At 57.1% G+C, this 21879-nt stretch carries 19 protein-coding genes; 13 read left to right on the forward strand and 6 right to left on the reverse strand.

The window, feature by feature from the left end; translation table 11 throughout:
- Nucleotide 1: 1 nt before the first annotated feature.
- Genes AUR64_RS18825 through AUR64_RS21185 form a run of 3 tightly spaced genes read right to left on the reverse strand, consistent with a single transcriptional unit; the run spans nucleotide 2 to nucleotide 3241 of the window.
- Nucleotides 2–1051, reverse strand: a complete 1050-nt coding sequence (locus AUR64_RS18825; RefSeq protein WP_058583518.1) for a hypothetical protein — start codon at nucleotides 1049–1051, stop codon at nucleotides 2–4.
- On the reverse strand, nucleotides 1048–2775 hold the full coding sequence (locus AUR64_RS18830; protein ID WP_082230863.1) for a hypothetical protein: 1728 nt from the start codon (nucleotides 2773–2775) through the stop codon (nucleotides 1048–1050). Before AUR64_RS18830 ends, AUR64_RS18825 begins: the two co-directional genes overlap by 4 nt.
- Nucleotides 2776–2803: 28 nt before the next feature.
- Nucleotides 2804–3241 carry a hypothetical protein gene (locus tag AUR64_RS21185; RefSeq protein WP_240479637.1) on the reverse strand — a complete coding sequence of 146 codons (438 nt, stop codon included), beginning with the start codon at nucleotides 3239–3241 and terminating at the stop codon, nucleotides 2804–2806.
- 266 nt (nucleotides 3242–3507) lie between these two features.
- Between AUR64_RS21185 and AUR64_RS18840 the strand changes: the two genes are divergently transcribed.
- The 7 genes from AUR64_RS18840 (at nucleotide 3508) to AUR64_RS18865 (ending at nucleotide 7202) form a co-directional block, all read left to right on the forward strand.
- Nucleotides 3508–3702: a hypothetical protein gene (locus tag AUR64_RS18840; RefSeq protein WP_058583520.1), complete on the forward strand. Its 195-nt coding sequence runs from the start codon at nucleotides 3508–3510 to the stop codon at nucleotides 3700–3702.
- 290 nt (nucleotides 3703–3992) lie between these two features.
- Nucleotides 3993–4433: a low molecular weight phosphatase family protein gene (locus AUR64_RS18845; protein WP_058583521.1), complete on the forward strand. Its 441-nt coding sequence runs from the start codon at nucleotides 3993–3995 to the stop codon at nucleotides 4431–4433.
- Nucleotides 4426–5268, forward strand: a complete 843-nt coding sequence (locus tag AUR64_RS18850; RefSeq protein WP_058583522.1) for an arsenite methyltransferase — start codon at nucleotides 4426–4428, stop codon at nucleotides 5266–5268. The genes AUR64_RS18845 and AUR64_RS18850 overlap by 8 nt, the downstream gene beginning before the upstream one ends.
- Nucleotides 5269–5828: 560 nt before the next feature.
- Complete coding sequence (locus tag AUR64_RS18855; RefSeq protein ID WP_058583523.1) at nucleotides 5829–6266, forward strand: DUF1810 domain-containing protein; 438 nt, start codon at nucleotides 5829–5831, stop codon at nucleotides 6264–6266.
- Between the two features lie 126 nt (nucleotides 6267–6392).
- Nucleotides 6393–6626, forward strand: a complete 234-nt coding sequence (locus AUR64_RS18860; protein ID WP_205628432.1) for a hypothetical protein — start codon at nucleotides 6393–6395, stop codon at nucleotides 6624–6626.
- Nucleotides 6627–6629: 3 nt separating this feature from the next.
- Nucleotides 6630–6830, forward strand: a complete 201-nt coding sequence (locus AUR64_RS20195; protein WP_082230864.1) for a helix-turn-helix transcriptional regulator — start codon at nucleotides 6630–6632, stop codon at nucleotides 6828–6830.
- A 129-nt stretch (nucleotides 6831–6959) separates the two neighbouring features.
- Nucleotides 6960–7202: a hypothetical protein gene (locus AUR64_RS18865; protein WP_058583524.1), complete on the forward strand. Its 243-nt coding sequence runs from the start codon at nucleotides 6960–6962 to the stop codon at nucleotides 7200–7202.
- Nucleotides 7203–8389: 1187 nt separating this feature from the next.
- Here the strand turns inward: AUR64_RS18865 and AUR64_RS18870 are convergent.
- A complete protein-coding gene (locus AUR64_RS18870; RefSeq protein WP_058583525.1) occupies nucleotides 8390–10180 on the reverse strand; it encodes a BCCT family transporter in 1791 nt (596 codons plus the stop codon).
- A gap of 655 nt (nucleotides 10181–10835) precedes the next feature.
- Here AUR64_RS18870 and AUR64_RS18880 point away from each other — a divergent pair.
- Nucleotides 10836–12536 carry a histidine kinase N-terminal 7TM domain-containing protein gene (locus AUR64_RS18880; protein WP_058583527.1) on the forward strand — a complete coding sequence of 567 codons (1701 nt, stop codon included), beginning with the start codon at nucleotides 10836–10838 and terminating at the stop codon, nucleotides 12534–12536.
- A gap of 324 nt (nucleotides 12537–12860) precedes the next feature.
- Here the strand turns inward: AUR64_RS18880 and AUR64_RS18885 are convergent, their stop codons facing one another.
- The gene (locus AUR64_RS18885; protein WP_058583528.1) at nucleotides 12861–13916 is read right to left on the reverse strand and encodes a dipeptide epimerase; all 1056 of its coding nucleotides are present in this window, start codon (nucleotides 13914–13916) and stop codon (nucleotides 12861–12863) included.
- Nucleotides 13916–14980 carry a DUF1611 domain-containing protein gene (locus AUR64_RS18890; RefSeq protein ID WP_058583529.1) on the reverse strand — a complete coding sequence of 355 codons (1065 nt, stop codon included), beginning with the start codon at nucleotides 14978–14980 and terminating at the stop codon, nucleotides 13916–13918. The genes AUR64_RS18885 and AUR64_RS18890 overlap by 1 nt, the downstream gene beginning before the upstream one ends.
- Nucleotides 14981–15202: 222 nt before the next feature.
- On the opposite strand from AUR64_RS18890, the gene AUR64_RS18895 reads away from it, so the two are divergent.
- Genes AUR64_RS18895 through AUR64_RS18915 form a run of 5 tightly spaced genes read left to right on the forward strand, consistent with a single transcriptional unit; the run spans nucleotide 15203 to nucleotide 20902 of the window.
- Nucleotides 15203–16945, forward strand: a complete 1743-nt coding sequence (locus AUR64_RS18895; protein ID WP_058583530.1) for an ABC transporter substrate-binding protein — start codon at nucleotides 15203–15205, stop codon at nucleotides 16943–16945.
- A 31-nt stretch (nucleotides 16946–16976) separates the two neighbouring features.
- Nucleotides 16977–17960 (forward strand): ABC transporter permease, encoded by a 984-nt coding sequence (locus tag AUR64_RS18900; RefSeq protein ID WP_058583531.1) that lies wholly within the window; start codon nucleotides 16977–16979, stop codon nucleotides 17958–17960.
- The gene (locus AUR64_RS18905) at nucleotides 17957–18871 is read left to right on the forward strand and encodes an ABC transporter permease (protein ID WP_240479638.1); all 915 of its coding nucleotides are present in this window, start codon (nucleotides 17957–17959) and stop codon (nucleotides 18869–18871) included. The genes AUR64_RS18900 and AUR64_RS18905 overlap by 4 nt, the downstream gene beginning before the upstream one ends.
- Before the next feature lies 1 nt (nucleotide 18872).
- Nucleotides 18873–19892, forward strand: a complete 1020-nt coding sequence (locus AUR64_RS18910) for an ABC transporter ATP-binding protein (RefSeq protein WP_058583533.1) — start codon at nucleotides 18873–18875, stop codon at nucleotides 19890–19892.
- Nucleotides 19889–20902 (forward strand): ABC transporter ATP-binding protein, encoded by a 1014-nt coding sequence (locus AUR64_RS18915; protein ID WP_058583534.1) that lies wholly within the window; start codon nucleotides 19889–19891, stop codon nucleotides 20900–20902. The genes AUR64_RS18910 and AUR64_RS18915 overlap by 4 nt, the downstream gene beginning before the upstream one ends.
- The last annotated feature ends 977 nt before the right edge of the window (nucleotides 20903–21879 follow it).

A 21879-nucleotide genomic window follows, 5' to 3' on the forward strand; every position in this document is an offset into this window, starting at 1 on the left:
GTCAGAATCGCCCCGAATTAGTGCCGGTCACAATGGGAACAGAGCGAACGCGTTCGTTCTGTTGTCCCGAACTTGGCCCATAGTGTGTTCGTTCGCCACTCCAGTACTCTTCGAGCAATGCAGCGAGTTCATCAGCCGAGACTCGTTGGACCTCACATCCCTCTAAATCTCGGATACCGCTTTCGACCGCCCGTATTCGATGCTCTACTTCCTCTTTCTGTCGTTCGCGGATCTCTTCGTAGGTGAGTTGCGTGCTCTCTGCTCCGAGTATTCGAATACACCCGCCGATTACTGGGAGCGTACTGAGTTTCGAGATAGCCCCTCGCTCGGCCAACTGTACGTCGTGGATACTCACTGGGATGAGGATGTGATATTCACGAACACAGGTTCCACGACTCACGAATTCCGCAGGGAACCGTTCGTGGTATACTCGGATGATGTCTCCGAGGGCGGGGTTCTCGACAACGTCCGGGTCGTCGAGCCGTTCGCGGTACCCGGCTGTGATGCGCTCTGGTTCAACGGGCCGGGCGGTTGAATGGATTTGTAAATCGAAATCCAGTGCGTTTAGCATACTTCCGAAGGAATTGGCCATCGCCTCCCACTCTTGATCGGTTGCGAGTGAGAGATTCGCTGGGCTCACTTGGAGTGCAGCTACGAGGTGTCCGTCGGTGCGTTCGACCAGATTCGAGACCGGCAGAAATCGCTTTACTTGGGTGAGTGAATCAGGCTGGTTGGCAGGCGATTCAGCGACTGCGGTTTTGGTGTGCTCTGCTTGTGAGAATTTGATCATGTCCGTTAGCCACTCATGTGGTGATTTGTGACTGGGGGTGACGAATACGAAGGCAGCAGTTGCGAGGAGAAGTCCGATTGCTGCGATGAGTCCGCCAATATTGAGCCACTGTGGTGTCGCAAGGAGGATGAACCCACAGACTATCCCAGCGGGGATGAACAACTTCAGGTCGTTGAGGCTGTAGTCGATCTCAATCCCGAAGATTTCGTCGCTTGTTCCGAATTCATCGAGGATTCGGCGTGAGGGGTCGCGGTGGCTCATTCGCTCTGCCCCCGCGTATTGAAGACTGTCTCGCGACTCTCAGCAGTCTGTTGTGCGTGCGAATATGGACCACTGTATCTTTCGTTCTCTACGACATCTCGAACATCGTAGAACTGTTCGTCGGTGGCCCCTTGAAGAAGAATTGTCTTGTCCGAGTATGCTTTGTCGAACCGTTCATAGCCCCTGTTCAGAGTCCAATCACGGTTTGAGCTCGTTCCCCCGACTCCCTTGAACTCTCCATTCGGGAGGAAATATCCCGCTCGGTAATCCTGTTCACTATCCAATTCAGATCGTGTTGCGATCTTGTTAAGAGAGACGCTCGGTGGAATCTGAGAGTCGGTAACTGATTCTCGCGAAGCGCTGGATGTCTCCGACGTGTTACCCAGACTCGTCGTTACTGAGTGACCACTCCGGGCAAGCTCACTTGAGGCACTCCCAAGTGCACCAGCCGGAGTCGTGTCTGTCGTGCCAACAGTAGCGGTCGAACTCGCATTATCGCTGGAGAACGGTGAGCCGGTTAGTGGGTTTACACGTGGACTGGAGGCAGCTGCACTCGCCGCACTCGTCGCTGCACCCCTGGCGTTCCCAAGCTTGTTCGAGGCACTCGCAAAACCCGTTGCGGAGACGGCACCGAGAACGCCCGCGGCCATCGCTGAAAACGGCCGCATTGAGCGCAGGCCGATGAACAGCATTATCGGCGATAAGAGCGCGATGACCCACAGACAAAGCGTCAACAGCGCATACACGCCAAGGCCAGGGACAATCGACGTTACTCCAGGCATGGCACTTCGGGCGGCGTTGATAATCGGATAGCCGAAGCCCAACACGAGCGCTGTTGGGAAGGGGAGGAATGCGACGGTGACGAACATATCACGACCAACCTTTCCGACCTTCGAGATGATGCTGAGTGGCCCGAAGTCAACCAGTGAGAGTGCAATGAAGATCGGGAGTGCGGGGGTGAAGACAAACACCGCCACCCACGACAGGCCAAATACGAGTGCAATCAGGAGGAACAACACGCCTGATGAGAGCCAGACGAGAATGATGCCAAGGCCGGCTGCGGCAGCGTTGCCACCGACTGACCCGAGTTCCGAAACGAGGTCTGAGCCAGTGGGGGCGACTGCGAGAATCAGTCCCTGTGAGAGATGTAGCACAACGGCAGCCCAAATCCAGGAGGCGAGGATGAAGAACAAGCCGAACCAACCTTTCTGACGCAGTGTCTTGCTTCGATGTGCTGCAGCGGACCCACCGGGTAGGATTGTGGTGAGTCGAAGCAAAATCATCGCGAAGCCCCACAGGGCAAGCCCAATGGGGAGTCCCTTGGTGAACCACATGTCGTATGCAGTTCCCATGGGTGCGTTCGTGGGGCGGTCGACGAGTTCCATTTCGCCGTCTTGAAGCGGCACTGGACGAGAAACGAGGAATTCGACGGCCCATTCAGCGACGTCACGAGAGAATTCGAGGAATCCCTGTGCGATGGCTCGAACAGCATCAATGACGCCGTTGCAGACTTGGCCACTTACGGGGTTGATACCGCTACAGTAGCCTGCATCAGTGGCGGCAGTGCTATTCCCATCTTGGTCGTCACCAGTGGGTGGCTCGCTGGGTGTTCCGAGCTGGGGTGAACTCGTCGGTGTGTCTGCGACGGCGAGTATGGGAACAAATCCAGCGCTCACGATGAGTGTTAGTACGAACATCACCGATAGGACTGGTTTCTGTGTCATGGAGTGGTGAATGGGTGTGTATCGTCCCTTAGAAGAAGGGGACGAGGCTGACACAGTCTGCGAGAGAGGTGCCGGTGAATCCGATGAACATCTCGATAACGACGGCGAACAGTGGCGTCGTTACGGCGCTTATGCCGGCGCGGTTACGCCAGTTTTTGAATGATTGGACTGTTTGTGGGTCCTTTGGGAAGCCGGCTGCAGTGTGGAGGACGTAGGAGAGGATTGCGGCGCCGATCATGAGTGTCCCGACGACCAGTGGGGCGGCTTGGTTGATGGTGTCGGCGAGTGGTGTTCCACAGATTCCGTTTCCGACTCCTTCCTGGGCAGCGACGGTTGTACTCGTGATTGCAAGTAGTACTCCAGCGGAGGCTACGGTACGACTAGTGTGTTTTAAGAATTGTGATAGGTAGGTGTGGTATGCTGTGTAATGTGTGGCCAGTTTTTCAAATTTAGACGTTTCAGGCATTCTAAGCGTAGATTTACTAGACATTTTGTCGTATTCTGGTTGAGCGTATTTTCTTATATTACTATAAACTACCGGCCACATATATCGGATCTGAGAGATTGTGGTTGGACGGGATCAAGAATCCCTTTTCGTGAGTGAATAGGGAGGAGAGATACCGTCTGCAGGTCGTTTCAACGCCTGCATTGTTTGGTTTGTGAGGACAGGAGGAACGGTAGTTCCGCTGTCCGAATACTTTTGTTCTGGTTCTCACCACTGTTGCTTAGCAAATGACTCGGCCCAACGCAGACATTCCTGAGGGAGTACATGGGAGCATGAAAGAACTGGGGAAGATGTACGGAATCTCAACGGAGGAAGCCTATATTCTCGCTGCAAAAGTACTGTTGAACCTCGAATCAGAAATTGAGTATAATCCAGATGGCGACCTTGTCGAGACGTTTCTTGAGAAACACGCTAATCGGTAACGAGATCGGTGCAGGTAGTTCGAGAGGCGGCCAGAGGAGATAATTTAGAAGGACAGGTGGGAGTGTGATAACGATACTGCAGGCATTCAAGCACGAGAGTGAGATGGGAATGTCCTGAGTCAAATCCTATGATAATCTAAGTAGATTGGTGGTAAGCGTAGGAGGAATGTTTCCAGCAACTCAGTCAGTTCCTTCACAAACAACCTCATGAAGTTCATCCAGAAATTCTGGATCATGCTTCGCGAGGACTTCGATGTCTTCAGCGACTCTGTCAAGGCGCTTTCGGAGGAATGAGCGAAGATTCAGCGAAAGTTCAAGTTGTGTTCATGTGCGTTCAGGACGCCGGGCGCAGCCAGATGTCGACGACCTTCGCGGAACGAGAACGCGAGAGACGTGGACTCGAAGACCGAGTCGAGATATTGACTGGTGGAACACACCCGGCAGACCATGTCCACGACATCGTCGTCGAGGTGATGTCCGAAGAGGGATTCGACCTCTCAGACCGTGTGCCGCAAGGAATTTCGACCGAGGAGTTGGAGTCCTGTGAGTACGTCGCAACGATGGGGTGTTCGACACTCCAGTTAGACACGTCTGCGGGCGTGGACGTGCGTGACTGGGCACTCAACGATCCGGATTGGAAAGACCTTGACCGTGTCCGTGACATTCGGGACGAAATTGAGGAGCGAGTCATTGCACTATTCGACGAAATCGAGGAGCAGACCCATGAGTGAGGAATCCACGACATCAGCCAGCGAACGGCGTACGCTCGACGCCGCAGAACAGCGGCGTGCCGTTCGTAATCGGTACGCTCGAATTGCCACCAGTACTAACGGAGAGACAGACTGTTGCACCGATTCGGAGAGTTGTTGTGACGGCGAATCGCCCGACTCAGGCTCACAGAAACTCGGCTACGACGACACCGACCTACACTCGGTAGCGGAGGGTGCCGACTTAGGTCTCGGGTGTGGGAATCCGAACGCTATCGCGTCGCTCGACGAGGGTGAGACGGTTCTCAACCTTGGGTCCGGAGCAGGATTCGATTGCTTCCTCGCAGCCAAAGAGGTCGGCGACTCGGGACGCGTAATTGGAGTCGACATGACCCCTGAGATGGTGGAGAAAGCACGAGAGAACATCGTAAAGAACGATGCGACGAACGTCGAGTTCCGGCTCGGCGAAATCGAACACCTTCCGGTCTCTGACGAGACGGTCGACGTAATCATCTCGAACTGTGTCATCAACCTCTCACCGAACAAACCACAGGTATTCGGTGAAGCGTTCAGAGCGCTCCGTCCGGGAGGAAGATTGGCTGTCTCGGACGTCGTGATGACTGCACCGATTCCGAAGAACGTACAGAGAGATCCTGAGTCCATGGCCGCGTGTATCGGTGGTGCGTCGACGATCGACGATTTACGAGCGATGCTTTCGGAGGCTGGGTTCGTCGACGTTGAAATCAAACCGAAAGAAGAGAGCGGGGAGTTCATCCGTGAGTGGGACGACAGCATCGACCTCAACGACTACATCGTGTCTGCGGCGATTTCGGGCGAGAAGCCAGTAGAAGGTAGATAACTGCCCGAATGGTGTTCTCAGAACTCTAGGCTTGGGAAATGCTCGTAGTTCGCATTGCTCACTTCTCGTCGAGGAGGGCTTTCAGTTCGCGTGCCAAGGTACTGCGCTGCAAAAGCGGGGACCAATACAGTAGCCACGGTCGGCATCGATGTGTGCCCGGTCGCGCCCTTCCCTGTTGGACACATTTTGACGAACGCCTTGATATAGTTAAACCTGTTGTTGAAAGAATGGTAGTTTCTTTAGAGACCATCTCCATCGAACTGAGCGCCTTAACCAAGACAACCACCAAATCGCATGCGAACTGCCTCAGGGTCAAGCCCCGAGGCACTCGCGTTGTTTCTTCTGTAGAGTGAGGCCGAGTATACGCTTAGTGTGAAGAAGACGATTTCGAGGCAGTCCCTCGCGCCATCGAGTATCTGCGGGACGTTACTGCAGAGTAGCTCTCAGGATACGAACCCAGTCCTCTTCTTTCGACTCCGTCGAAACCTCTATTTGCTCCTTTGCAGGCCAGCGGAGAAGTTTAATTGAAATCCAAGCTGACAGCTGAGCTGTGAGCGAAGATGGCACGTACTGATGATCCCTACGACCTGCAGCGGTTCGTCGAAGCACAAGATCCCGTAATAGAGGACGTCAAGCAAGAACTTCGAGCGGGGCAGAAGCGTACCCACTGGATGTGGTACGTATTTCCACAGATAAAGGGTCTTGGGAGCAGTCGGATGGCTCAACGCTACTCGATCTCTTCACGAGCGGAGGCCGAAGCCTATCTCGCACACTCGGTGTTGGGTCCGCGATTGCGTGAATGCACGAAAATCGTGAATAACGTCGAAGGACGCTCTGCGCACGACATTTTTGGATCCCCGGACGACTTGAAGTTCCGATCCTCAATGACGCTTTTCGAGACGGTTTCAGAGGAGCAAGTTCCATTCAACAGAGCTCTTCATCAATACTACGGTGGCGAACCCGATCAGAAGACGTTAGCGTTCCTAGAGAGCGAATGAACGGAAGGGTCCTGTTAAAATTTTCGTCTACTAATTAGTTGTGGAAGTCGTGGGCTTCCTCCTTGTATCTGTGTGAACTGCGGGATGGAAAGCTTCATTTACATAGAGTAAAGTGTTCTTTACACAATGGTTGAAATCCCGCTCATAGGTCGAGAGGATGAACGAGCACAGGAGGTCGGTCGGCGGGCCGGGACTAACGCGTTTGTCGTCCTCTCTGCACTGTTTATAGCGATTATCGTTCAACACGTCGTGACCAGAGGTTTCGGGAGTATTGATGCTGTAGGTTTCGAGATAGGAGTCTTACTGCTCGGCTGGATCGTCTACGTTTGCACAGGTCTCTACTACACCCGAACGATGTGACTCATGGAAAACGACCTCGCTGTTCGACGAGCCAAGCATGAATTGACTCAGAGCGACCTAGCAGACGCAGTAGGTGTTTCACGGCAGACAATTAGTGCGATTGAAGGGGGTCGATATAACCCCAGTCTCGATCTTGCGTTTCGATTCGCACAATATTTCGACTGTTCTATCGAAGACATATTTGAACCGACACAGAGTGATTGACTCGCGCTCTAAGTCTTGTACGTGACTTCTGACAGTGTCCGGGGGAGATTTCTGTGGTCGTGCTAAACCTAGGGCGCAAATCGGTTATTGGAGGAGAAGTTTAATCCCTACAATCACTCACTCAACGACATGGCGGATACCCTCACAGAGCTCTCCCAGCGGAATGAAGCGTTCTGGATTGGTTTGGCCCTCTTCTTACTCGGGGTGATTACTCCCGAGACTTTCCTTCTCGGGGGAATTGAACTTACGAGAGTCCTTATTTGGCTTGGTGGGGGTATTCTTCTGCTCAGGGTTCTAGTCGGAATCTACAGAATCCTCAGAACGACGGCAGAGGCTGGAGTATTTGGCTACCGTGAGGGGAAAACAGAATGACAAATGGAACTCCTGTATTCAGTACACCTCATTTATCAAAATCTGTAAGATTCGATGGATCGGTTGACTTGGCTATTTGACTTGGTTAGAGGTAAGTACCGACTCCGATTCCGATTCCAACGCCGAGTGTTATTTTCACACAGGATTGCCACGATTGTGTGGTGAGTCCATAGAGGAGTAGCCCGATGGGAATCGATGAAAGTGCGGCAGCAATCCAGTCAGGGGTCGGTGAAAACGGGTCAAGCCAGAGATAGAGTACTGTGATTGCGAATCCGCTTCCGAAGGCTAAGATACGATCCCACTGAAAGTTAGACCACTTTGGTTGACTGGATTGGGAATCCTCACGGAGTAGCTCACGCTTGGAGGGCATGTTCAGAACTCTACGTTCTACACGCATATTTATACTGAGACAACCATGCAGCTGTGCACTGATTTTCAACTGCGTTTAGTCTGTGTTCGTCACTCGTGAGAGAACTTTGGAAATCATCAAAGACCAGAGAGGGGTTTTTCTGTTGCGATTGGGAGTGACCGTGTGAGGTTAGCACGCATGAAAGATTGTGATATTAGCAGGCGGCGGGTTATTCAGGCGACCGCAGGCATGAGTACAGCAGCGATGCTGTCGCTCACTGGATGCACCGGGAACACTGGAAGTGGGTCTACCCAGACTCCACGCCTCACCCTCCGCTGTGTACTCACTTCGTTCACCACTACACGACCACACCTGACGACCTCGAAGCGACACCCGACGGCATCTCGGTGTTACTCCCCGAAACCAGCAATGTTCAATATGTGTGTTCACTAGCTGTGTTCAGTACATACAATCATAGAGTTCACCGGACTCCCGAGTGAGAGTTCACAGTAGAGTACTCCCAAAGAGAGTTTGCCGTGTTCTCCAAGTAGTGGTAACCCACCATCCAAAACGAGCGAGTTCATAGAGACTCAAGAAGAGGCTCAACGACTCTGTCGTAGTGAGAGTGTTCCGACTTGCGTCCGTCTCTCAGGACAGAAAAACCGAAGTCGGGCCGCTGTTCGCCTTTTCAGGACGAGTTACGTTCTCAGTCGTCTGCGACTTGCTCTTGGTCGAACTGCTCGCTCGCCTGGGTGACTTCCTCGAGCGCCTCCTCCTCTTCGCGGAGCGTCTCTACCAAGAGTTCAGCGGCGTCCTCGTGACCGACCTTCTTCGCCGGCTAGTCGTCGCCCGGGACCGGGTCACGATCGCGATTGTTTCTGACGATATCACCATACGATTGTGCCGTCGTCTCTTCGAGTTGCTCTGCGAACGCCGCGGAGTTGATGATCGCGTGTTCACGTTTCAACCCTCGATAGACTGCATAACACATGAGCAGCAAGATCGCGGCGAAGGGGACACCGATCGCGATCGACGCGGCTTGAAGCGCTGTCAGACCGCCACTGAGTAGGAGAACCGCAGCGACCACACCCTCAGTAAGCGCCCAGAACACTCGTTGGGCTCTCGGAACGTCGTGCTTTCCACCCGCTGTGAGGTGGTCGATGACGAGTGACCCAGAGTCCGAGGAGGTAACGAACATCCCCGCCACCAGGACCGTCGCGATAATCGAGATTAGCAGTCCGAGCGGATACTCGCCGAGCATCGCGTATATCGTCGCCGTCTGGCCCTGCTCGTTGAGTACTCGAAGGATTTCGCCGCCGTTGAATTGAGCGTATATTGCGGCCCCACCGAACGCCGAGAACCAGAGTGCTCCGAACAGCGACGGAATCACGAGTACTCCGGCAACGAACTCCCGGACGGTCCGGCCCTTCGAGATGCGTGCGATGAATATTCCGACGAACGGGGACCAAGCGATCCACCACGCCCAGTAGAAAAATGTCCAGTTGCTGAGCCACGCGGAGGCATCCGCTCCAAGTGTCGTACCGGTAAAGAGGCTCATCTCCGGCAGAACGGCAAGATACATCCCCATCGCCGAGCTGAACGTTCCGAGTAGGTAGGAGGTCGGACCGACGATCAACATAAGGACGAGCATCGCCCCCATGAGAACCGTATTGGCCGAGCTCAGGCGTTTGACGCCCTCATCGAGGCCTGCAGCGACCGATCCGGTCGCCACAAGCGTAATGGCCGCGATAAGTGACACCTCTACGAGTCTCGTCTGTGGAATCGCAACGCCGACCAGTTGGGGACTCAGAATCGAGAGTCCAGCGTTGACCTGCTGGACACCCAGACCGAGCGTCGTCGTCAGTCCAAACAGCGTTGCGAACACCGCAGTGATATTGATCACGTGGCCCGGCCAGCCGTAGATCCGGTCGCCGAGTAACGGCCAAAACGCCGACCGAAGGCTGAGTGGCAGCCCTCGATTGAAGGCAAAGAAGGCGATTCCGAGGCCGACGAGGGCGTACACGCCCCATGGAGCGAGCGCCCAGTGGAACAGCGTTTGCACTAGCGCTGCCTTCCCCGCCTCCGGTGTTTTGGGTTCGATTCCGTCGAAAAACGGAGGGAGCGTCTGCAGGCCGTACATTGGCTCGGAAACCCCGTAGAAGATGAGGCCGATACCCATCCCGGCGCTGAAAAGCATCGCTATCCACGAGAAATCGCTGAACTCCTTTTCGGCGTGGGCTCCACCGATCCGAATTCTGCCGTACTTGCTCACCGCGAGAGCCAGTGCGGTGAGCAACGTTCCGGTCGTACCCAGAGTGAGCAACCAGTCGAACCTGGTCGTCCCGAAGCGCTGGATGGCGCCGAACGCGCCAGCGGCCGTCAGTAGTGTTCCGTCAGCGGCTCGCAACCCGATTACCCTCGCCAGCGGTTGAAACAGGAGCGTTATCAGTACGAAGAGAACAATGAGACAAACCGAAACGGGGAACACGACGGGGTGAACGTCAAATAGCCCGCCGAAGAGTTGGACGTTCTTCCCGCCGCTACGCTGGTCGGCGTCGGGATAGAATAGCCGTTCCTGGATAGTTTCCGAGTTTCTCTCAGACGGTTCATCGCCTCCGGAGTCTGCCATTGTACACTTTCATGTACTGTACGGGTTAGTGACTTCTGGCATAACGTACGCCAGTGACCGAATTACTGTGAGACAGAGTGCCACGAGAAATGCGGGACAGTATCCGAGGGCGGTTGCCCTCGATACATCGAGTGATGGTCAACAATGGCAGGGACCACACACCTAGACTGTCGACTATGACCCGCTCTCGGTGACTGAAACACATGTTTATCTCCCGATCGAGGAGTTCAACAAACTCGGCCTGTCTAACTGCGCACTGATCCAGAATCGCTTTCGACTCATCGTACTGGCAGCGCTCGCCGGCGGTCTGTGTCACGAGTCGGATGGAGAGGTCGTGATGGCGGTGATGTCTGAACATCGTCTACAAGAACTGCAGGGCCACTGACCGTGTCCTGCATGATATACCGCGCCTCGTGGATTACGAACACGATTTCTTTCTCGGTCTCTTTTCGACGGTCATGCACGAACAAAATGAGGACTGGGATGATGAGACTCGTACTCCCACCAACGCTGCCATCCTTTTGCCCGAAGTCGAGACCGATGCGAAACCGCATCCCGGTACCTTCTTTTGTTACTAATGAATATATTTGTTCGTGAATGTACAACATCCGAATATGTTGACGCTCGGTAGGCGCCGTCCGTTTGTCCTCCGTTGATGGGTTGGCAGTTCACACTACTGGCACTCCCCACGTTGACAGCGATGCTCATCTCGGTGTTGCTCGGTGGCTACAGCGTCCAACTGATGAAAGAGAAAGGAACGACACCGCTTCTGAAGTTGTTCTTCGTCGTGAACCTCGGTCTCGTGACGTGGACACTGTTTTCGACGCTCAAGCTTCTCCAGACGGACCCGGCGACGAAGCTTCTGTTCTACCGAATGCTCTACTTCGGAATTGCGCCGTTAGGTGCGCTCGCGCTCATGTTTGTTCTCGTACATACCGACCGCGTGAGTGAACTCCGGCCCTCACTCGTGGTTGGGCTGCTGGCCGTCCCAGCAGCGTATCTCGTCATCTTGTTCACGAATCCGTATGGACTCGCCGTCGAGTCGACACGCATCGTAGAGCGTGGCGGCTTGGTCATCCTTCGCGTCGAGACCGGACCTGCCCATCTCGTCTTGGAACTACTCTACAACGCCCTCGTGTCGATAGTAGCTATCGGGCTAATACTCTCGGAGGCGCTCAGACTCGGGCAGAAATACATCCCACAGGCGCTATTGGTCACCGTCGGTGTCGCTGCTCCGTTCGTCTTCGTGGGACTCAGCGTCAATCAGGTTCCGCCGTTCGCCTCGGACAGTGTCAACTTCGTCCCCGTCTCAGCAGGAATCACGTCCCTCACGCTCGGTCTGGCAATCGCACGATATCACTTTCTCGACCTCCCACCGATTGCGTACACAACTGCGATGGAAGCGTCGCCCGACGGCGTACTCGTCGTAGACGCCGAAAAGCGAATCATCCACGCCAACGAACGAGGCACAGAGCTACTGAATCAGTTCGATGCGGGCCTCGGTGATGCCTTGGCCGACGTCCACACCTCGTTCGACGTCGAATCACAGTCTGACGAAATCGTCCACGTCGATGCCGGTCGCTCACGGTATCTCAGCGTTCGAAGTCAAGTCCTCGAACGACAGGACCGTGCGATTGGATGGGTAATCGTACTCCGTGACGTCACCGAGCTTCACGAGCAACAGCAGCAGATTCTCGAACGGAACGAAAAACTCACACTACTGAACGAAATCCTCCGCCACGACATCCGCAACGACATGATGGCGGTTCTTGGGAACGCGCGCCTCGTCCAGGAGACTACTGACGACGAGATGGCGACCGAACGACTGGAAACCATCGTCAGAAACGGTGAGCACGCGACCGAACTCACCGAATCCGTCCAAGCGCTCATGTCGACGATGGTCGCCGATGAGAACACGACGCGACCAACCCCGCTTATAGGAGTACTCACGGCCGAAGTGAGTTCGGTGCAGTCGAGCAGTCGCTCCGTGGAAGTCGACGTGACAGACGACATCCCCGATGTCGAAGTCGTTGCAGACGACCTCCTCGGGACCGTGTTCCGGAACCTCCTCACGAACGCGGTTCGTCACAATCGTCGTGGTGACCCCGTGGTGACGGTCTCGGTTGAGACACGAGCGGACGAGGTTATCGTTCGTGTATCGGACAACGGTCCGGGAGTGCCTGACGAGCGGAAAGACGACATCTTCGGGCGGGGCGAGAGAGGCCTGGAGAGCCCCGGGTCGGGACTCGGGTTGTATCTCGTCGACACCGTGGTTCGCAACTACGGCGGCGACGTCCGCGTCGAAGACAACGACCCCACTGGCGCAACGTTCGTCGTTTGTCTTCCGCGGGCGTGAGGTCTCGAAGAACACTACCTGCCAGATGTACGAGTCTGCACCTCTTCGAGACGATGCGGCGGTGACCGACGGTGACCTGCGGTCGACCGGTGATTCGTCAGACTCGAACTCCTCAGTTCCGGTCAGAAAGGTGGTACCGGGATGTGACTTGGTGACGCAGCCTGCATGTCCAGTGGTGATAGCGTGCAGTGACGGTACCAATTACACTGATACTGTGTACTGGTATCAAGGTACACCCAAGGATGAACGGCTCGGCGGTAGTCGGTACCGCACGAGTTAGTTGCTCAGACGGGTTCAAAATCTTCCAAAAACCTACGCCAGAACCTATCTCTCCGGCGTTACTCCGTGTCCAGAACCCGTGATTTCGATTGTCGGGCCATACTGCGTCTGGACGACGTCGTCTTCGAGCAGGAGATTTCCATCCAAGTCGACGTAGCTGAACGCTCCGGTTCCAGCGACGAGATGTGCACTCGTGTGGATGCCAATCGCGCTTTCCAGCATACACCCGACCATCAGTTCGAGATTAGCAGCCTTTGCGATGGCGACGATTTCCGCTGCTGCGAGCGGTCCTGACTTCCCGAGTTTGACGTTGAGCACGTCGGCGGCGTCCTCACGAACGACACGAAGCGCGTCAGCAGGGGTAAACACCGACTCGTCGGCAGCGATAGGTACGTGAACCGAGTCACGCGCCAGCGAAAGCCCGGCGATGTCGTCTTTCCGAACGGGTTGCTCTATGAGGGCGAGTTCGATTCCTCGGCGGTCTATCTCCGAAGCGAAGGCGACCGTTTCCTTTACTGACCATCCTTGGTTCGCATCGACTTTCAACTCCGCACCCTCTGCGACATCTGCGATTGCGGCGACGCGGTCGATATCCTCGTCGACGTCGTTTCCGGTTTTGATTTTCAGATGTTCGAACCCGTGTTCGATTGCACGCGATGCGGTCGACGCCGCCTTCTGCGGTGAAAGAATTGGAATCGTGATATCCGTCGTCACCGGCCGTGTTCCCCCGCCAAACAGCGACGCCAGTGGAATCTCACGCTCGCGGCAGTACGTGTCTAAAAGCGCAGTCTCGACCGCAAAAAGCGCCGAAACCATGCCGGGGAAGCTCTTGCGCGTGGTCTCGACGAGTCGACGGTAGTCCGCGACATCTTCGCCTTCCAGAAGCGTCGCGGCCGCCTTGGCAACCGCCAGTGCCGCGGCCTGTGTCTCTCCGGTGACTGGTGCGATTGGAGAGCCTTCGCCGTATCCGACGGCACCGGATTCGGTCTCTATCTCGACGAGAACGTTTCGGGCTTCGTGCTGTGTGCCGAGAGAGATTTCGAACGGCTCCTCCATTGGGAGGTCGAGCGCTTCGACGGAGACACGCGTAATACGACTCATCAGGGAACAACCCTCTGTGCCTCGCAGGCCTCTTGCACTGCGTCGAGAAGTGCTGCCGGTCCACCGTCTTCGAAGACGTTCGCTGCAGGAAGGTCCCACGCAGCGGTGGCTTTCTCAGGTGACCCCCAGGTCGAAATCGCTGCGACGGTCGCATCGGAGAGCGATTCGATAGTCTCTCGTTCGCGTTCGACGCCGTCGACAGCGAACTGTTTGAAGTGTGTTCGTTCGGATCGACTCGGGTCGTCTGCGAGGACGACCACGTCGGGCCACGCTCCGTGAAGAATTGCGAGCGTGACGCCCGAGTACGCTCTGTGAGTGAGCGCTGCTTGTCCCTCGACGAAGACGATATCGTGTTCCTGTGCGGTCTCGTAGACGAGGTCTTCGACCGCTCCGGCCGCGAAGTCGGCCGGTATTCGGTCGATGACGACGCCTCTGTCGGCCCCAATCATCGTTCCGGTTTGGCCCGTTGCGACCCACCCAGCGTCGAGGCCTGCCGCACGTGCGGCCTGATACAACTCGAAGGTCGTCGTCCGCTTGCCGACTGCACAGTCGGTCCCCATCGTCAGAACGATATCGGCGTCGAGGTCGGTCGTCCGTCCGTCTGCGACTCGGAGTTCGGAGTCCGGTGGGGCTTTTCGGACGTCGAACAGTCGGACCCCGCACTCGTTAGCTAACGAGGTCCAATCGGGGTCGTCTCCGAGAAACACGTGAAGTCCCGAGACGACGTCGCACCCTGCGCGCATCGCGTCCTGTATGATGTCGACCCACGATTCCGGGAGCGCACCGCCGGCGGGTGCGACGCCGACGATGAGCGCTTCTGCCTCCGGAGCGTGCTGGGTTGCCGTCTCGAATCCGTCGACGATAGGGATATCAGGAGCGTCGGACTGTTTGAGTACGGTCGGAACGGACATCCCGGCCGTCGTCGAATCGATGACGACACGTGCCTCGAACAGGTCGCTGTGGAGGACAACCCCGTTCGCGGTCTTGCCACCGGTTCGGCCAAATTCGCCCTCTGCAAGGACGATAGCGGGCGTCGATTCCTCGAACTGACTGTGCAGGTCCATGCCCTATTCATCAATTTGGGTTGGAAAAACACCGCCCCTATCATGAAAGGAAGCTGAGAAGCAGCGGACGAAGAACTCGCTGTTTGTCTCTTGTGGATACACATAATAATTTCTTGCTTTATAGATATCATATAGGCAAAATAGACGGGTCGAACACCTATCCCTTGCATGCGTGGGTATCGTCTTATCATGGTTCCCTAATACCCGTTCAGCAGAACGAAGATGGGTGACAAGAACAACCATACCAAAGTAGTTCGGACAGCAGATGACCTCCGCGGCACCGCCCTCGACAGACGCGAGTACCTCCGTCTGCTCGGCGGCGGGAGCGCACTTGTCCTCTCCTCCTCACTGGCAGGATGTACTGGCAACGGAGGAGACGGAGGAGACGGAAGCGACGGCGCCGGTGGCAGTGGCTCGGGCAACGACAGCAGTGGGTCCGGCGGCAGTGGCTCCGTTCCAGAAGAGTTGGTTCTCGCGCGGGCGGGCGACTCCGAAGCGCTCGACCCCCACGTCACCACGGCATCGTACTCCGAACAGGTGATGAGTCTCATCTACGACCCGCTCGTGACGATGGACTTCGACGGGAACTTTTCGGCAGGGTTGGGCACAGAGTGGGAGGTGAACGACGCCGGAACCGAGTGGACCATCGAACTCAACGACGGAATCAACTTCCACAACGGCGACTCGTTTACTGCCGACGACGTCGTGTTCACGTACGAACGGCTACTCAACAAGCCCGCACTCCTAAAGTGGGCAGTCGGTCCGATGTCGGGCGTAGAAGCGACAGGCGAGAACGCGGTGACGTTCACCTTCGAGGAGAAGTACGCGCCGTGGAACACCTACAGCAGCTACGGCGGCTACTTCGGCATTCTCCCCCGTGGCCCCGTCGAAGCCGACGAGGACGCCTTCGCCGCGAACCCCGTCGGAACCGGCCCGTACAAGTTGGAAGAGTGGGTCCGCGGCGACCACGTGACGCTCACGCGAAACGACGAGTGGAGCACGCCACACTCGCCGGAGATAGAGTCGGAGAACCCACCGCTGCCGAAGAAGATTACCTTCCGAGTCATCCCGGAAGAACTCCCGCGTGTGCAGGCGTTGCTATCGGGAGACGTAGATATCCTTCTGGCTCGTGACTTCCCACAGCGGGAACTCTCGACGATTCAGGACGACTCCGGAACGACCGCCGACGTGTTCACCTCGAACAACGCAGGCTACGTCGCGTTCAACATGCAGCAAGCGCCGACCGACGACGTCACCGTCCGGAAAGCGCTCGCACACGCCGTCGACAAAGAGCGTATCATCGAAGACATCTACCAAGGCCTCGGTGCCGAAAACTGGGTGCCGTTCTCGGAGAACCTACTCGGATGGGCGGGTGAAGACGTCAGAGACGAAATCGGGTACGCGTTCGACACGGAGAAGGCTGGACAACTGCTCGACGAGGCAGGGTGGACGATGGACGGCGAGTTCCGCTCGAAAGACGGCGAACGGCTCACTATCGATATCGTCTCGACGAACACGCCGCCGCCGCGTGTCCAGACCGCAGAGGAGATGGTGTCGATGTTCGCCGACGTCGGTGTCGAAGCGAAACTCACCACCTACGAGTACAACACGGCTTACGACGAGTTCGGCAAAGGCGAGTCGAACGTCATGTACGGCACCGTCTCGTGGTTCGACACCGACATCGTCAACTTCCTGTGGGGGTCGGAGAACGCGGGTGCCTCGAACCTCTCGTTCCTCCAAGACCCGGAGGTTGACCAGATGATTTCCGACGGTGCAACCGCTATCGACCCGGCAGAACGCGAGGAGGCGTACTACGAACTCCAGATGAAGGTGATGGAGATGTGCCCGTGCCAGCCGATTATGACGTACGAACAGGCGACGGGTCTGCGCACTGCCGTCCAGAACTACAAGCAACACCCCTCGTTGCTCACGCCGGTGTACCACGACGTGACACTCGACGAGTAGCGTCGAGTCAGAGGGTTTCATTTCGACACACATGAACGATATCTTACAATACATCATCAAACGGCTTCTCTGGGCGGTTCCAGTACTGCTGGGTGCGTCGTTCGTCGCGTTCATCATGGTGCATCTGGCTCCGGGCGACCCGGCACGACTCATGCTCGGCGAACGAGCCAGCGCTGCCCAAGTCGCACAGCTCAGGATGGAACTCGGGCTGAACAAACCGCTGTACGTTCAGTACGCCGGCTTCCTCGGCGACGCCATACAAGGCGACCTCGGGCGCTCGATTCGGAGCCAACAGCCCGTCACCGACCTCATCGTCGGTCGACTTCCGTACACGATTCAACTCGCCGTAGCGAGTCTCGTCGTCTCGCTCGCAATCGCACTACCGACGGGTATCCTCGGTGCGCTCAGAAAGGGCCGCCTGACCGACCACGTGAGCCGTGTCGTCGCGCTGCTCGGCATCAGCATGCCGAACTTTTGGCTCGGCCTCATCCTCATCGTCGTCGTCGCCGTCGAACTGAGTTCACGATTCGGTATCGACGTGTTCCCCCTGTTCGGGATGACGCTCGTCACCGAAGACCCCGTAGAAGGAATCTTCTCGGTGATGCTTCCGGCGTTCGCGTTGGGGACCGCACTCGCCGCGCTCGTGATGCGGATGATACGCGGCGGCGTCCTCGACGAGATAAACCAGTCGTACGTCCGGACCGCACGCGCCTACGGCATCAGTGAGGACGAAATTACGTACGTCTACGTGTTGAAAAACGCCATCTTGCCGACCATCACGGTCGTCGGCCTCCAACTGGGCTACCTCATCGGCGGCAGCGTCATCATCGAGACCGTCTTTGGGATTCCCGGTATCGGACAGTTGGCAATCAACTCGATATTCGCACAGGACTTCCCGGTCATCCAAGGAATCGTGCTCTTGGTCGCCGCAGCGTTCGTCGCGTCGAATCTCTTCGTCGACGTGCTGTACGGGATGCTCGACCCACGGATACGCTACGGCGGTGAGAACGCGTGAGCAACGCTCGTTCCGAGTACGTCGGGACCAGAGCGCGAGTCATCAGTCGAATCCGCGGAGATACACTCGCAATGGTCGGCGGCGTCATCGTCGTCGGCGTGTTCGCCGTCGCGCTGTTCAGCGCCATCGACGACTTCCTGCTCAATCGGCAACTCATCACGATGCTCGTCGCCGACCCGTACGAGACAGACCGGTTCGCGCGCTTGCTCGCGCCCAGTCTCGAACATCCGTTCGGCACCGACGAGCAGGGCCGAGACATCTTCGCGCGGACGCTCTACGGGACCCGTACGAGTGTCGTCGTCGGCCTCGCGGCAGTCGGGTTCGCAAGTGCCGTCGGTATCGTCATCGGCAGCGTCACCGCGTACTACGGCGACCCTATCGACATGATTGGGATGCGCGCGATGGACGTGCTGCTCTCGTTCCCGTCGATTCTGCTCGCCATCGCGCTGATGGCGATTTTGGGTCGCGGACTGGAGAACGTCATCTTCGCCATCGCCATCGTCTACGTGCCGACGTTCGCCCGCATCACGCGGAGCGAAGTACTCTCGGAAAAATCCGAACAGTACGTCGGTGCCGCGCGGGCGATGGGCTATCCCGACACCAACATCGTCTCACGGGAGATTCTGCCGAACTCGCTGACGCCGATTATCGTCCAGTTCACGTTCAGCATGGCGACGGCCATCATCGCCGAAGCGGCGCTGTCGTTTCTGGGACTCGGCGTCTCGCCGATTCACCCCACGTGGGGCATCATGCTCTCGGGGGCGCGTCAGTACATCACGTCGGCGTGGTGGTACTCGATATTCCCCGGCCTCGCCATCATGGTGACCGTTCTCGGCTTCAACCTGCTGGGAGACAGCCTCAGAGATGCATTAGACCCACAGCAACAGCGCGACGCCGAGGGGAGGATGTGAGATGTCGGTTCTGAACGTGGAGAATCTCCACACCTACTTCGAGACCGACCGCGGTCAGGTCCGCGCCGTCGACGGCGTCGACCTCGAAATCGGCGACGGGGAAATCGTCGGCCTCGTCGGCGAGAGCGGGTCCGGAAAGAGCGTCACCGCACTGTCAGTGCTCGGCCTCGTCGACGCACCCGGTCGAGTCGTCGAAGGCAGTATCGAGTACGACGGCCGCGACTTGCAGTCGCTCTCGGACGCCGAACTCGGTGCGCTACGGGGTAGCGACATCTCGATGGTGTTCCAAGACCCGATGACGGCGTTCAACCCGACCCAGACGGTCGGCAGACAGCTACACGACGTGCTACGGACACACGAGTCCGGGCCGGTCCATCCGCTCGTCCGTCTGTTCGGGTTCGACCACTCGAAAGAGTACAAGAAGCGAGTCATCGACGCGTTAGAACGCGTCGGCATCCCGAGTCCGGAGGAACGATACGACGACTACCCCCACGAGTTCTCCGGCGGGATGCTCCAGCGGGCGATGATAGCGATGTCCGTGCTCTGTGAGCCGTCGCTGGTTCTCGCGGACGAACCGACGACGGCGCTTGACGTCACGATAGAGCGGCAGATTCTGTCGCTGTTTCGCAACCTCGTCGACGACCTTGGAACCTCGGTACTCTGGATTACCCACGATATCTCGGTCGTCGCGGCACTCTGTGACCGCGTTGTCGTCATGTACGCGGGGAAGGTCATGGAGGAGGGGCCGGTCGAGTCGGTGCTCTCAGACCCCCAACACCCGTACACGAAGGGGTTGCTGCAGTCGGTCCCGCGATACGACGAACCGGACCGCGAACTGTACGTGATGGAAGGAAGCGTTCCGAACCCCATCGACGTGCCCTCGCAGTGTCGGTTCGCCGACCGCTGCCCGGAAGCGCACGAACGGTGTTTCGAGGCACACCCGAGGCTGTATCCGACTGAGGATGGCCGAGCGGCGTGTTATCTCGCCGAGGAGTCACTCGCAATGGAGGAGAAGCTATGACCGCTCTCGTCGAGACACAGGACCTCACTAAACACTTCGACGCCGGGTCGGGACTGCTCTCTCGGTTCATCGACCGCGAAGTCGTCCACGCCGTCGACGGCGTCGACCTCTCGATAGAACGGGGGCAGACGCTCGGACTGGTCGGAGAGAGTGGCTGTGGAAAGAGCACGCTTGGTCGAACACTGCTTCGTTTGCACGACCCGACGAGCGGGCGGATTCTCTTTGACGGCGAAGACATCACGGAGTACAACCAGCGCAAGCTACGGAAACTCCGCCGGCGGATGCAAATCGTCTTCCAAGACCCGCGGTCGAGTCTGAACCCTCGCCAGACCGTCGAGGAGTTGCTCCGAAAACCGGTCGAGTTCCACGATATCGCCCACGGCGACGATGCACGCGATATCGTCTACCGGACGCTCGAAGACGTCGGCTTGCAACCGGAACACGCCGGTCGATATCCACACGAGTTCTCCGGTGGGCAACAGCAGCGCATCGGACTCGCCAGAGCGCTGGTGGTGAACCCGGAGTTCGTCGTTCTCGACGAACCGACGAGCGCATTGGACGTGAGCGTTCAAGCGAAGATACTCCGCCTCGTCAGGCAGTTGAAGGCGAAGTACAACCTCACGCTCATCTTCATCAGCCACGACCTCAACGTGATTCGACACGTTTGCGACGAGGTGGCGGTGATGTACCTCGGCCAAATCGTCGAGACGGCTCCTGCTGCAGCACTGTACGACGACCCGAAACACCCGTACACGGAGGCGCTCTTGGAGTCGATTTCGCTGCCTGAACCGGGTGCACAACGCGAACTCGCCCCGACCATCGAAGGGGACATCCCGAGTCCGATTCACCCACCCGAGGGCTGTCGGTTCCACACTCGATGCCCGAAAGCGTTCGACGAGTGTACCGCGACGAACCCGGCGTTGACACTGCGGCGGGAAGACGGCGAAAACGGGAGTCGAACCGTTGCGTGTCACCTCTACGAACAGGCCGAAAGTTCGGTCCGTCCGTGAACCGCCTTCGTGTGTTGTCGGGGACGGCGACTACGAGGTGTAGTTTGTCGCAATGAAGGTTCGAGTTTCTTGAGAGGGTTAACAAGGGAGAGCCGGTGGAAGGAACTGCTGGCTCTGTTGAAGCCCTCGGAACGTGCTGCGGATAGCGTACTGAACACAGAGTGCAGAAAAACAGGTGCCAAAGAGATTTGATAGTCGTCGGTAGAGTCGTCCAAAGAGATATGACGGGTCGAACGTCGAATCTATTACATGGTCCCCAATCGATTGGCGCGTCGCGAACTCCTCGGCCTTTCGACCACAGTAATCGGCGGTCTCGCGGGATGTTCGACACGAACGTCCGACTCTAATCGGAGGAGTTCTCCCTCACCTACAGCCAGCGAACCCGAATACTCGCGTAGTGTGAATACGCCAGAGTCAGTCAAAGTGCGAAACTCCGCAGGGAAGCCTGCTGTTCACTCATCGGCTCGCTCTCCCGGAAAGGATGCATTCGAATCTTCGGCGAACTGGGAGTACGAAGACTGGATTGTGACCACACCCGGCGAACGGGGTGCACTCGAATTCTCGCGGGCAACCGCTGATGTCGAGGCGGCGAGAGAGTTCATAAGCGAAACGGACCTGTCCGAAAGCACGCTGCTCGTCCACCAATACAACATCGGTGAGTGTGGAACACGACGACTCGAACGGCTCGAATGGGGGTCAGATTTCAGTTGCGGAGACGTCGAATGTGTCGGCATCTATCTAAACTACGAGCCAACCGAACGAGACGACGACTGCCAAGGTACCAATCCCGATGAGAGTAACAGCCCACCATACAGCGAGAGGTCTTACGCCAGTGAAACCACGTTCGCTCGAATTCCTGCTCAACTACAGACGTATGGGCGCTTTAGCGTTCAAATCTAACACCGCGTCGTTGCTGCATCGGTAGTGTATTCAGTACTCACGTGACCCAGTAGCTCTCAGATTCGGAGCCACGTCAA

Source organism: Haloprofundus marisrubri (assembly GCF_001469955.1).
GTDB classification, from domain to species: domain Archaea; phylum Halobacteriota; class Halobacteria; order Halobacteriales; family Haloferacaceae; genus Haloprofundus; species Haloprofundus marisrubri.